Raw genomic sequence first — 12,818 nt, 5'->3', positions numbered from 1 at the left:
GTCGTCCGCGACCTCGCTTCGTGGAAGGACACCCCAGATGAGGGTGCTGCTGCTGGGCGCCGACGGCTTCATCGGCCGCCGGGTCACCGACCGTCTGCTCATGGACCAGGAGTTGCAGGTGACGGTGCTCGGCCGGCGCGACTCGGCCGACATCAGGTTCGACCTGACCACCGGGAGCCCGGGTGCGCTGGCCCGGTTCCTGGACGCGGTCGTGCCGCAGGTGGTGATCAACTGCGCGGGTGCCACCTACGGCAGCTCGCGCACCCTGATCCGGTCGAACACGCTGGCCGTCGCGACGGTCTGCGAGGCGATCCGGCGCAGCCGGGAGCCGGCCCGGCTGGTGCACGTCGGCTCGGCCGCCGAGTACGGGCCGGTGCCCGGCGGGGTGCCGGTGTCCGAGCAGGCCGAGCCGCGGCCGGTCGGCCCGTACGGGGTGTCCAAGCTGGCCGGGACGGAGCTGGTGCTGGCCTCCGGCCTGGACGCGGCGGTGCTGCGGGTGTTCGACGTGGTGGGGCCGGGGGCGCCGACCGCCTCGCTGTTCGGGCGGCTGGCGGAGGGCCTGCGGCGGGCGCTGGAGCGGGACGAGGGCCAGGTGCGGATGCCGGACCTGTCCGGATACCGGGATTTCGTGGACGTCCGGGACGTCGCCAGGGCCATCCAGGCGGCGGCGGTGTCGGCGGCCACCGGGGTGGTCAACATCGGCAGCGGGCACGCCGTCCGGGCCCGGGACGCGGCCCAGCTGCTGGTGCGGGCCTCGGGCTTCGAGGGGTCGATCGTCGAGGAGAACCGGCAGGTCCTGCTGCCCGCGCAGGGCGGCGGGGCGGGCGGCGACCACCTGCCCGGGCACCATCTGCCGGGCCACCGGGTGGAGGGGCACCGGCCGGAGGGCCGGGCGGTGCCGGGCGAGCCGGTGCCGTGGCGGCAGGCGGACGTGCGGACCGCCCGGGACCGTCTCGGATGGCGGACCCAGGTGCCGCTGGAGGAGTCGCTGGGGGACGTCTGGCTGGAGACGGCCTGCCGGGTCTGACCGGTCGTCCGGGGGCGTCCGGGGCCCGTGGAACGCGGGTCCGGGGCGCTTCCGGGGGTCCGTCGCGCGGTCCCACGATCCGGTGCCGCCCGTCTCGCCCATCGGACGAGCTGTCTCGGAATAGTGGCGGGGCGTGACACTGTTGGCCTAGACAGCCACCCGCGCGGCGGTGGGACCACCCCGCACCGCGGCTGGCCCTGGCCATCCGAACATGACACCCATCGGAGTCCCCGTGTCGTTGCCACCCCTGGTAGAGCCGGCCGACGAGCTCACCGTCGACGAGGTCCGCCGGTACTCCCGCCACCTGATCATCCCCGACGTGGGCATGGCCGGGCAGAAGCGGCTGAAGAACGCCAAGGTGCTGTGCGTCGGCGCCGGCGGCCTCGGCTCGCCCGCCCTGCTGTACCTGGCCGCGGCCGGTGTGGGCACGCTGGGCATCGTCGAGTTCGACGTGGTCGACGAGTCGAACCTGCAGCGCCAGGTGATCCACGGCCAGTCGGACATCGGCCGTTCCAAGGCGGAGTCGGCGCGTGACTCGGTCAAGGAGATCAACCCCTACGTCGACGTGGTGCTGCACGAGGAGCGCCTCGACAACTCCAACGTCATGGAGATCTTCTCCGGCTACGACCTGATCGTGGACGGCACCGACAACTTCGCCACCCGCTACCTGGTGAACGACGCCGCGGTGCTGCTCGGCAAGCCGTACGTGTGGGGCTCGATCTACCGCTTCGACGGCCAGGCCAGCGTGTTCTGGGCCGAGCACGGCCCCTGCTACCGCTGCCTGTACCCGGAGGCGCCGCCGCCGGGCATGGTCCCCTCCTGCGCCGAGGGCGGCGTGCTGGGCGTGCTGTGCGCGTCCATCGGCTCGATCCAGGTCAACGAGGCGATCAAGCTGCTGGCCGGCATCGGCGAGCCGCTGCTCGGCCGGCTGATGATCTACGACGCCCTGGAGATGAACTACCGCCAGGTGAAGGTCCGCAAGGACCCGAACTGCGCGGTCTGCGGGGAGAACCCGACGGTCACCGAGCTGATCGACTACGAGGCCTTCTGCGGCGTCGTGTCGGAGGAGGCGCAGGCCGCCGCCGCCGGGTCGACCGTCACCTCGCAGCAGCTCAAGCAGTGGCAGGACGACAAGGAGGACATCTACCTCATCGACGTCCGCGAGCCCGGCGAGTACGAGATCGTCAACATCCCCGGCGCGGTGCTGATCCCGAAGAACGAGTTCCTGATGGGCGACGCGCTGGAGAAGCTGCCGCAGGACCGGAAGATCGTGCTGCACTGCAAGTCGGGCGTGCGCTCGGCCGAGGTGCTGGCCGTGGTGAAGGCCGCGGGCTTCGCCAACGCCGTCCACCTGGGCGGCGGCGTGCTCGGCTGGGTGAACCAGATCGAGCCGCACAAGCCGACCTACTAGGCCGCGGGCCGCAGGCGGCACAGGACGTGTGAAGACGGAGGGCCCCGCCGGTCGGCGGGGCCCTCCGTCGTGTGCCGGACGGCTCGGCTCAGAGCGCGTTCCTGCGCTGCAGCACGTTGTAGGCGATCCAGCCCGGCAGGACCGGCAGCCAGAAGGTGAGCGCCCGGTACAGGAAGACCGCCGGGGTGGCGACCGCGGGGGACACGTCCGCGACCGTCAGGGCGCCGATCAGGGCGACCTCGACCGGGCCGATGCCGCCGGGAGTGGGGATCGCCGAGCCGGCCGCGTTGGCGGTCAGGAAGACCACCGCGACCGCCGAGAAGCTGATGTTGCCGCCGAAGGCCTGGACCGAGAAGTCCAGGCAGGCGGTGAAGGACAGGGTCAGCAGCAGGATGCCGCCGAAGCCGGTGACCAGCTTGCTGGGGGTCTGCATCAGGTCGAGCATCCGCGGCACCACGCCGAAGAACAGCGAGCGCAGCCGGCCCAGGACGAACCGGCGCATCGGCGCGACGGCGGCCACCACCAGGGCGAGCACGGCGGCGGTCAGCACGCCGATGATCACCGCGCGGGAGGCGGAGAGGTCGCCGTTGGTCTGGCTGCCGGTGATCAGGCCGAAGCTGAACAGCAGCAGCAGGTGCCCGGCCAGGCCCGCCAGCTGGGAGGCGCCGACCGAGGCCACCGCCTGGCCGGAGCGGATGCCGGCCCGCTGCAGGTAGCGGGTGTTGAGGGCGATGCCGCCGATCGCGGCGGGGGCGACCAGCTTGACGAAGGAGCCGGCCAGCTGGGCGGCGACGGTGCGCCGGAACGGCAGCCGCTCGGGGACGAAGCCGGTCAGGCTCATCGCGGCGGCGACGTAGCTGAAGGCGGCCGCGAGCAGGGCGGCCGCGGCCCAGGCCCAGTTCATCTGGGAGAGCTTGAGCTGGGCCGGCTTGATGGTGGTCAGGGCCAGGTACGCGGCGAAGGTGAGCGCGATCACCATGATCAGGCTCTTGGGCTTCAGCCGTTCCAGCTTGGCCGGGGCCAGCGGCGCCTCGGGGGCGATCTGGAGGATCTGGCCGCGGATGCGGCTCAGCAGGTCCTCGCCGGCCGCCGCGATGTCCTCCTCGGCCTGCTGCTGGGTGCGCTCGCCGGCCGCGACCTGCTCCAGGGCCTTGGCCCGGGCGGCGGTCTTGCGCTCCTTGCCGAGCTTGGCGAGGTCGATCCGGGTGGAGCGGCTCATCCCGACCGGCTGGAGCAGCGGCAGGGCCTGGGCGACCCGCTCGGCGCCGAGCACCGCGTTGGCGGTGGCGACGGCCCGCTCCGGGCCGATCCGCAGCGCGAAGGTGGTGAGCAGCTGGGCGACGTCGATGCGCAGGGTCAGGTCGGTGGCGGCGATGTCGCCGCCGGAGAGGTTGACCAGGCAGCCGGTCCGCTCGTCCACCACCAGCAGCGACTCGCCGGTCAGCCGGCGGTGGGCGATCCGGCGCTCGTGCAGGGCGGCCACCGAGTACCAGACCGAGGCCATCACCGGGTCGCTGACCTCGTCGTCGGCCAGCTCGTCGAGGGTGCGGCCCTCGACGTTCTCGTACACCAGGATCGCGGCGTCCGGGCCCAGCTCGGAGGTGGCGACCAGCTGCGGCGCGCGGGCGCCCGAGGCGGCCGCCGCGTACGCGATCAGGGCCTCCTGCTCCAGGGCCTGGCGCAGCGACTGCGGGCTGCGGCGCACCGCGACCGAGCGCAGCCGCAGCCGCCGCCAGCCCCGGTAGAAGAACCCGGAGGCCTGCTGCTCGCGGTCGATGATGTGGACGTCCAGGGGCGGGCCGCCCTGCTGGGTGACGTAGTAGCGGCGGGTGCCGCCCGGGGCGTCGGGGGCGCGGTGGGCGCCGTCCGGGGTGAAGCCGACCTTGCGCAGGCCGATCATCAGGTGCTGGCCGGTGGGCCGGATGTTGGGGGAGCCGATCGCGTACAGCGTGCCGTAGGCGACGGACCAGCCGATCAGCACGGTGAGCATCAGCGACAGCGGGGTGGTGTAGCCGCCGAGGAGCTCGGTGCCGCCGCTGAAGACGACCACCACCCACAGGGCGACCCGCCAGCGCGGTCTGCTCGACATGCCGACGGCGGTCATGTAGGCGATCACCGGGGCGAGGTAGCCGTGCACCGGGTCGGTCAGGGCGCCGTTGCTGTCCAGCGGCAGCCGGGTCAGCGCGTCGCGGATGTGCATGGACGCGCCCTCGGCCACCCACCAGTCGATGCCCAGCGACACCCCGTACGCGAGCACGGAGGCGAGCACGCCGTCGGCGACCCGCAGGCCGTCGCGTTTGATCAGCCGTTCGACGGCGAAGGCCAGCGGCACGGCGAGCACCGCGACGCTGGAGAGCAGGCCGGTGATGGTGGAGAGCACCGCGGAGAAGTGCGGCGCGTTGGTGGCGATGTCCTGCTCGATGCCGGTGGTGGTCGAGGTGGCGATGCCGGCCAGCACGAAGACGGCGACTATCCCGAAGACGCCGGCCATGAAGCGGAGCAGGTCGGACGGGCGGTGCGCGCGGGCGGCGAGCAGCGGTTCGTCGACGTCCAGGTGCGACGCGTCGTCCAGGGGGTCCTGGTCGTCGGGCAGCGGGTCCCGGGGGGCGGGCGGCACCGGGGCGGCGGGCACCGGGGCGGCCGGTGCCGGGACGGTCGGCCCGGGGGCCGGCGCGGGCGCGGGGGGCTCGGGTGCCCGGTGCTTGACCAGGGAGACCTCCGGTGCCGGCCGCTGCTCGGACCGGCCCTCGGTGCCCCCGCCGGGCGCCGGCGGCACGGCGGCAGCGGACTCGTCGGAGTCCTTGTCCACGCCCACGTCAGCCGTCCCGGTCATCTGGTCTTGTCCTCGTATCACCACTCACCGCCCCGAAGATGGTGGCATGCCCCGGGCCCCCGTGCCGGACAGGGGGCGGATCGGGCGCGGCGTCCCGTCCGTGCGGGACCGGGGGCGCGCCCCCGTGGGGAAGAATGCCGCAGGTGACGGACGTAACAGACGACGGCCTCCCGGACGCCCTGCCACCTTTCGCCGAACTGGTGCTCGACCTGACCGAGCGGATTCCACCCGGCCGGGTGATGACCTACGGCGACGTCGCCGAGTACCTCGGCCAGGGCGGGCCCCGCCAGGTCGGCCGGGTGATGGCCCTGTACGGCGGCTCGGTGCCCTGGTGGCGGGTGATCCGCGCGGACGGCCGCTTCCTGCCCGGGCACGAGCACCGCGCCCTCGCCCACTACGGCGAGGAGGGCACCCCGCTGCGCGAACTCGCCGACCCGCCCAGGGTCGACCTCAAGCGGGCCCGCTGGGACGGGCAGGACGGCGCCCCGCACTCCGCGGACTCACCGCGCCACCCGGACTCCGGGGACCTCCCGGACCTCCCGCACGGACGGGATTGACGGGGGAGGACCGTACGCTCGATACGGGCGGGCCCCGACGGGCCCGCCCCGCCATGCCCGCCGCCATGCCCGCCCCGCCGGGCCCCCGCCCGACCCCAGGACCCGTTCGTGAGCTCCCCCTACCGGCTCGTGCGCAACCCGCTCGTCCAGCCCGACCCCCCGGTGCTGGACGCCTACCAGCGCGCCGTGGTCGAGCACGCCGACGGCCCGCTGCTGGTCCTGGCCGGGCCCGGCACCGGCAAGACCACCACCCTGGTCGAGGCGGTCGCCCGGCGGATCGCCGACGGCACCGACCCCGAGCGGATCCTCGTCCTCACCTTCAGCCGCAAGGCCGCGATGGAACTGCGCGACCGGATGTCCGGCCGCCTCGGCAGCACCGCCGCCGCCCCGCAGGCCACCACCTTCCACTCCTTCTGCTACGCCCTGCTGCGCGCCCACCAGGACCCGCGGGACTACGCCGAGCCGCTGCGGCTGCTCTCCGGCCCCGAACAGGACGTCATGGTCCGCGAACTGCTGGCCGGCGGCGCCGAGGACGCCCGCCTCGGCAGCTCCCGGATCGCCTGGCCGCTGGACCTGCGGGCCTGCCTGACCACCCGCGGCTTCGCCGACGAGGTCCGCGCCGTCCTCGCCCGCAGCCGCGAGCTCGGCCTCGGCGAAGCCGAGCTGGAACGCTTCGCCCACGGCGTCCAGCGCCCCGACTGGGCCGCCGCCGCGCACTTCCTGGCCGACTACCTCGACGTGCTCGACCTGCGCGGTGTCCTCGACTACGCCGAGCTCGTCCACCGCGCCGTCCTGCTCGCCGAGCGCCCCGACGTCGGCGAGGAACTGCGGCAGCGCTACGACGTCGTCTTCGTCGACGAGTACCAGGACACCGACCCCTCCCAGGTCCGGCTGCTGCGTCGGCTCGCCGGCGGCGGGCGCGACCTCGTCGCGGTCGGCGACCCCGACCAGTCGATCTACGCCTTCCGCGGCGCCGACATCAACGGCATCCTCGACTTCCCGCAGACCTTCCGCCGCGCCGACGGCGACCCCGCCGAGGTCAAGGTGCTGCGCGTCTCCCGCCGCTCCGGCGCCCTGCTGCTCGCCGCCTCCCGCGAGGTCGCCCGGCGGATGCCGATGGGCCGGCTGCCCGCCGACAAGCTCGCCCAGCACCGCGCGCTGCTGCCCTCCCGCGAGGGCGGCCGGGTCGAGGTCTACACCTACCCGACCCCCGGCGCCGAACTCGACTCGATCGCCGACCTGCTGCGCCGCGCCCACCTGGAGGACGGCGTGCCCTGGGGCGAGATGGCCGTGCTCGTCCGAGCCGGCGGCCGTTCCATACCCGGCGTGCGGCGGGCGCTCGGCGCGGCCGGCGTCCCGCTGGAGATCGACGGCGACGACCTGCCGCTGCGCGAGGAGCCGGCCGTCGCCCAGCTGCTGCTCGCCCTGCGGGTCTGCGCCGACCAGGCGGCCTGGCAGACCGCCCGGGACCGGCTCGGCGACTCCGGCCCGGATGCCCTGGACGGCCCGGACGACCCGGACAGCCCGGAGGACCCGGACGCCTTGGATGCTCCGGACGCCTTGGACGCTCCGGAAGCGGACGCCCCGGAGGCGGACGGCCGGTCCGCCGCCGCCGCCGACCCGCTCACCGCCGAGCTGGCGCACGCCCTGCTCACCGGCCCGCTCGGCGGCCTCGACGGCTCCGACCTGCGACGCCTCGGCCGCGCCCTGCGCGAGGAGGAACGCGCCGCGCTGCGCGCCGAAGGCCGCCCCGCCGCCGCCCTACGCCCGGCCGACGAGCTGATCCGCGAGGCCCTCGCCGAACCCGAGCGGCTGGTCGCCCTCGACCCCGCGCACGCCCGCCGCGCCCGCGACCTCGGCACCCTGCTGCGCAAGGTCCGCGAGCTGCTGGCCGGCGGCTGCACCGCCGAGGAGGCGCTCTGGGAGCTGTGGGACGGCAGCCGCCGCTGGCGCGAGCGCCTGGAGCGGGCCGCCCTGCGCGGCGGCGCCGCGGGCCGCAACGCCGACCGCGACCTGGACGCGCTGTGCGCCCTGTTCGAGACCGCCGCCCGCGCCGAGGAACAGGTCACCGGCCACCGCAGCGCCCTCGACCTGCTCGCCGAGCTGGAGGCGCAGGACATCGCCGCCGACACCCTCACCGTCCGGGCCGTGCGCCCCGAAGCCGTCCGGCTGATGACCGCGCACCGCTCCAAGGGCCTGGAGTGGCGGCTGGTCGTCGTCGCCGGCGTCCAGGACGGCCTCTGGCCCGACCTGCGCCGCCGCGGCTCCCTCCTGGAGGCCGACCGGATCGGCCGCGACGGCCTCGCCGAACCGCTCTCCCCGGCCGCCCTGCTCGGCGAGGAGCGCCGCCTCTTCTACGTCGCCGCGACCCGCGCCAAGGAGCGGCTGATCGTCACCGCCGTGAAGGCCCCCGCCGACGACGGCGACGAACCCTCCCGCTTCCTGCGCGAGCTCTACCGCGAGGACGTCGACCCCAGGACCGGGAAGACGGTGCGCCGCACCCCGCCGGTCACCGTCGAGGACGTCACCCACCGCCCGCGCCGCCCGCTGTCCGTCGCCGCGCTGGTCGCCGAACTGCGCGCGGTCACCGTCGACCCCGCCCGCTCGCCCGAACTGCGCCGGGCCGCCGCCGAACGGCTCGCCACCCTCGCCGCCGCCACCGACGACGAGGGCCTGCCGCTGGTCCCCGCCGCCCACCCCGAGCGCTGGTGGGGCCTGGACGACCCGACCGCCGCCGCCGAGCCGCTGCGCAGCCCCGACCTGCCGGTGCGGCTGTCCGGCAGCGGACTGGAGCAGTTGGAGAACTGCTCGCTGCAGTGGTTCCTGGACAAGGAGGTCAACGCCCGCGGCGTGGGCTCGGCCGCCCAGGGCTTCGGCAACGTGGTGCACGCGCTCGCGGACGAGGTCGGCTCCGGCCGCACCCCCGCCGACCTCGCCGTCCTCATGGAGCGCCTGGACACCGTCTGGGACGCCCTGGCCTTCGACGCGCCGTGGAAGTCCCGGCAGGAGAAGACCCAGGCCCGGGCCGCCTTGGAGCGCTTCCTCAACTGGCACGTCCTGGAACGCGGCCGCGACGTGGTCGCCACCGAGCACGGCTTCGACGTCACCCTCGACGCGGACGGCGTCTCGGTGCGCATCCGGGGCTCGATGGACCGGGTCGAGAAGGACGCCGCCGGGCGCGCCTACGTGGTCGACTTCAAGACCGGCAAGCAGATCCCCACCGACAAGTCCCTGCCCGACCACAAGCAGCTCGCCGTCTACCAGCTCGCCGTCCGGGCCGGCGCCCTCAACGAGTTGCCCGGCTTCGCCGAACGCCCCCCGGCCACCGGCGGCGCCGAACTGGTCCACCTGCGCGAGCCCGCCGCCAAGGCCTCCCAGGACGCCCCCAAGGTGCAGCGGCAGGAGCCGCCGGAGGGCGAGCCGTGGATCGAGAACCTGCTCGCCGAGGCCGCCGGGAAGGTCCTCGCCGAGCGCTTCGTCCCGCAGACCGGCAGCGGCTGTGACCGCTGCTCCTTCCGCCGCAGCTGCTCGGCCCAGCGGGACGGGGTGCAGCTGGTGGAGTAGCGCTGCCGACGGGTGCCGACGGGTGCCGACGGGTGCCGCTGGGGGCCGCCGGGGGAGCGGCCGGGCAGCGGCCGGGAGCCCGGGAGGCGAAGCCTGTCCGTCGCTCCGGTTACCGTTGCGTGGTGACCGCCGTGCTCAGCCATCCCGACCAGCTCAAGGAGCTGCTGGGGATCCCCTTCAACCGGGAGCAGACGGCGGCCATCGGCGCCCCCCTCGGACCGGCCGTGATCGTGGCCGGCGCGGGCTCCGGCAAGACCACCGTGATGGCCGCCCGGGTGGTCTGGCTGGTCGGCTCCGGCGCCGTACGGCCCGAGGAGGTGCTCGGCCTCACCTTCACCAACAAGGCCGCCGGGGAGCTCTCCGAACGCGTCCGCGCCGCCCTGCTCCGCGCCGGCGTGGTCGACCGGGACGGCGCCGAACCGCTCGGCGACCCGGAGATCTCCACCTACCACGCCTTCGCCGGGCGCCTCCTCAAGGAGCACGGCCTGCGGATCGGCATCGAACCGGACGTGCGGCTGCTCGCCGACGCCACCCGCTTCCAGCTCGCCGCCAAGGTGCTGCGCTCCGCCCGCGGCCCGTTCCCCGCGCTCACCGGAACCTTCGCCAACCTGGTCGCCGACCTCACCGCGTTGGACGGCGAGCTCGCCGAGCACCTCGTCGAACCGCAGGCCCTGCGCGACTTCGACGAGGAACTGCTGGACACCCTCGCCGGGGTCAAGCTGAGCAACGACGACCTGCGGGCCGTCCCGGCCACCGCCCGCGCCCGGCTGGAGCTGCTGCGTCTGGTCGAGGACTACCGGCGCCGCAAGCGCTCCGCCGGGCTGATGGACTTCGGCGACCAGATCGCCGCCGCCGCCCGGCTCGCCCAGCAGCGCCCCGAGGTCGGCGAACTGCTGCGCGGCCAGTTCCGGGTGGTGCTGCTGGACGAGTACCAGGACACCTCGGTCGCCCAGCGCCTGATGCTCGCGGGACTGTTCGGCGCCGGCCCCGACGGCGTGGGCAGCGGCCACCCGGTGACCGCCGTCGGCGACCCCTGCCAGGCGATCTACGGCTGGCGCGGAGCCTCCGTCGCCAACCTCGACGACTTCCCCCGGCACTTCCCGAAGGCCGACGGCGGCCCGGCCGGCCGCTACGCGCTCAGCGAGAACCGCCGCAGCGGCGGACGCCTGCTCGCCTTCGCCAACGCGCTCGCCGCACCGCTGCGGGAGATGCACGCGGGCGTCGAGGCGCTGCGCCCGGCCCCCGGCGCCGAGCAGGACGGCTTCGTGCGGGCGGCGCTGCTGCCCACCCACGCCGAGGAGGTCGACTGGCTCGCCGACTCGATCGCCCACCTGGTGCGCACCGGCACCGCGCCCGGCCGGATCGCCGTGCTGTGCCGCGGCGGCGCGGCCTTCCCGGACATCCACGCGGCGCTGGTCGCCCGCGAGGTGCCGGTCGAGGTGGTGGGACTCGGCGGGCTGCTGCAACTGCCCGAGGTCGCCGACCTGGTGGCGGTCTGCGAGGTGCTGCAGGACCCGACCGCCAACGCCGCGCTGGTGCGGCTGCTGATCGGCCCGCGCTGGCGGATCGGCCCGCGCGACCTGGCGCTGCTCGGCCGCCGGGCCGCCGGACTCGTCCGCACCGACCGGCCCGAGGGCGTCGAGGCGCTGGCCGCCGCCGTCGCCGAGGCCGACCCGACCGAGGTGGTCTCGCTGGCCGACGCGGTGGAGAGCTTCCTCACCGCCCCGACCGGCGAGGAGCGCGACCAGCCCGACGACCTGCCGTTCTCCGCCGAGGCCAGGGTGCGCTTCGCCCGCCTCGCCCAGGAGCTGCGCGAGCTGCGCCGCTCGCTCGCCGACCCGCTGATGGACGTGCTGCACCGGGTGCTGGCGGTCACCGGCCTGGAGGTCGAACTCGCCGCCTCCCCGCAGGCGCTGGCCGCCCGCCGGCGCGAGACCCTGCACGCCTTCCTGGACGTCGCCGCCTCCTTCGCGGACCTCGACGGCGACCCGGGCCTGGCCGCCTTCCTCGGCTTCCTGCGCGCCGCCCAGGAGTACGAGCGCGGCCTGGACAGCAGCCTGCCCGGCGGCGAGGACACCGTGAAGGTGCTCACCGTCCACAAGTCCAAGGGCCTGGAGTGGGACGTGGTGGCCGTCCCCGGCCTGGTGCGGGGCGCGTTCCCGTCGTCGACCCCGCGCGAGCGCTGGACCAGCGCCAAGCGTGTGCTCCCGCACGCCCTGCGCGGCGACGCGGCCACCCTGCCCGACGTGCGGGGCGGCTGGAACGGCAAGGCGATGACCGCCTTCAAGAAGGAGCTGGCCGACCACACCGCCACCGAGGAACTGCGCCTGGGCTACGTCGCGTTCACCCGCCCGCGCTCGCTCCTGCTGGCCTCCGGGCACTGGTGGGGGCCGAGCCAGAAGACCGTCCGAGGCCCGTCCGCCTTCCTGGAGGAGCTGCGCGAGCACTGCGGGCGGCCCGGCGCGGGCGAGGTCGAGCACTGGGCCGAGCAGCCGGAGAAGGACGCCGTGAACCCGGCGCTGGCCGCCCCCGTCGAGCGCCCCTGGCCGCTGCCGCTGGACCCGGCCGCGCAGCAGGCCCGCCGCCGGGTCGCCGGGGTGGTGCGCGCCCGCCTGGCCGGCGCCCCCGCCCCCGAGCCGGAACCGATGGCACCCGAGGACCAGCGCCAGACGGCCTCCTGGGACCGCGACCTGACCGCGCTGCTGGGCGAGTTGGAGCGGTCCAGGCGCACCGCGCGGGACGTTCCGCTGCCCGCCGCGCTGTCCGCCACCCAGCTGCTGCGGCTGGCCGCCGACCCGGACGGCTTCGCCCGCGACCTGGCCCGCCCGATGCCCCGCCCGCCGCAGCCCGCCGCCCGCCGGGGCACCCGCTTCCACGCCTGGGTGCAGTCCAGGATCGAGCCGCTGCTGCTGGTCGAGCCGGGCGCGCTGCCCGGCGCCGACGACGACGGCATCGAGGACGAGCAGGACCTGGAGCGGCTCAAGGAGGCGTTCCTGCGCACCCCGTACGCGCAGCGCAAGCCCTACCGGGTCGAGGCGCCGTTCCACCTGGTGCTGGCGGGACGGGTGGTGCGGGGCAGGATCGACGCGGTCTACCGTGGCGATGACGCGGTGTCAGAATCCGGTGGTGCGTCACGCTACGAAGTGGTGGACTGGAAGACCCACCGGGAGGAGACGGCCGACCCGTTGCAGCTCGCGGTGTACCGGCTCGCCTGGGCCGAGCAGATGGGCGTCGATCCCGAGCAGGTCACGGCTTCGTTCCTGTACGTCCGCAGCGGACGGATCGTCCGTCCGGCAGGACTTCCCGGCCGAAAAGAGTTGGAACGGCTCCTGATCGGGAACAGTGACTAATGAGTCACCCAGAGCATCCAAGTCATCACGCCAGCGCCCGAAACCTGTGCGTCATGCACGTTTCGTGCCTATTGTG

6 protein-coding genes are annotated in these 12,818 nt (G+C 74.9%); 5 read left to right on the top strand and 1 reads right to left on the bottom strand.

Annotated features, from left to right (window positions below):
- Positions 1–37: 37 nt before the first annotated feature.
- Together ACFQ6N_RS05185 and moeZ are read left to right on the top strand one after the other, a co-directional pair.
- Complete coding sequence (locus ACFQ6N_RS05185; RefSeq protein ID WP_380646987.1) at positions 38–1,027, top strand: NAD-dependent epimerase/dehydratase family protein; 990 nt, start codon at positions 38–40, stop codon at positions 1,025–1,027.
- Between the two features lie 232 nt (positions 1,028–1,259).
- The gene (gene moeZ / locus ACFQ6N_RS05180; protein WP_380646986.1) at positions 1,260–2,438 is read left to right on the top strand and encodes an adenylyltransferase/sulfurtransferase MoeZ; all 1,179 of its coding nucleotides are present in this window, start codon (positions 1,260–1,262) and stop codon (positions 2,436–2,438) included.
- 88 nt (positions 2,439–2,526) lie between these two features.
- On the opposite strand, the gene ACFQ6N_RS05175 is transcribed toward moeZ, so the two are convergent.
- Positions 2,527–5,271 (bottom strand): flippase-like domain-containing protein, encoded by a 2,745-nt coding sequence (locus ACFQ6N_RS05175; RefSeq protein ID WP_380646985.1) that lies wholly within the window; start codon positions 5,269–5,271, stop codon positions 2,527–2,529.
- A gap of 134 nt (positions 5,272–5,405) precedes the next feature.
- On the opposite strand from ACFQ6N_RS05175, the gene ACFQ6N_RS05170 reads away from it, so the two are divergent.
- The 3 genes from ACFQ6N_RS05170 (at position 5,406) to ACFQ6N_RS05160 (ending at position 12,742) form a co-directional block, all read left to right on the top strand.
- Complete coding sequence (locus ACFQ6N_RS05170) at positions 5,406–5,828, top strand: MGMT family protein (RefSeq protein WP_380646984.1); 423 nt, start codon at positions 5,406–5,408, stop codon at positions 5,826–5,828.
- A gap of 108 nt (positions 5,829–5,936) precedes the next feature.
- Entirely contained in the window at positions 5,937–9,392 is a 3,456-nt protein-coding gene (locus tag ACFQ6N_RS05165) for an ATP-dependent helicase (protein ID WP_380646982.1), read from the top strand.
- A gap of 122 nt (positions 9,393–9,514) precedes the next feature.
- Positions 9,515–12,742, top strand: coding sequence for a UvrD-helicase domain-containing protein (locus ACFQ6N_RS05160; RefSeq protein WP_380646980.1), 3,228 nt, complete (start codon positions 9,515–9,517; stop codon positions 12,740–12,742).
- The last annotated feature ends 76 nt before the right edge of the window (positions 12,743–12,818 follow it).

Origin of the sequence: Kitasatospora sp. NPDC056446 (genome assembly GCF_042796115.1) — a bacterium.
Classification (GTDB): domain Bacteria; phylum Actinomycetota; class Actinomycetes; order Streptomycetales; family Streptomycetaceae; genus Kitasatospora.
Note: the sequence above shows the minus strand (reverse complement) of the source record. Positions and strands in the feature narration are given on the sequence as shown.